This is a genomic window from Pseudoalteromonas sp. SG41-5, from assembly GCF_014164495.1.
In the GTDB taxonomy this organism is placed as follows: domain Bacteria; phylum Pseudomonadota; class Gammaproteobacteria; order Enterobacterales; family Alteromonadaceae; genus Pseudoalteromonas; species Pseudoalteromonas rhizosphaerae.
Genome location: NZ_JACJFH010000336.1, coordinates 1 through 239, shown reverse-complemented (window position 1 = coordinate 239; position 239 = coordinate 1). Strand labels below are relative to the sequence as shown.

Annotated in this window: 1 pseudogene; it reads left to right on the top strand. The window is 39.7% G+C overall.

Going from position 1 to position 239, the window contains the following annotated elements:
- Nucleotides 1–63 precede the first annotated feature (63 nt).
- Nucleotides 64–239 (top strand): annotated as a pseudogene (locus H5232_RS24570) (DUF600 domain-containing protein); the annotation flags it as partial.

Genomic DNA, 239 nt, shown 5'->3' with positions numbered 1-239 from the left:
TAAATCTATCGTCGTACTCATTGAGCAATAATTAACTTATATAGAAAACGCTAAGGACAGCACATGCGACCTGAAATAAAAAACATCCCCCAACAACTTGGACAATACTTGTACCAGCAAATAAAAGAGCCATGGCTTGAGGCACAACTTATTTTAAACTGCGAAGATGAAAGCGTACTTGAATGCAAAGCCCATTATCAAACTGCTGCTGATACAAGCGAACAGCCGATTACCGTGAC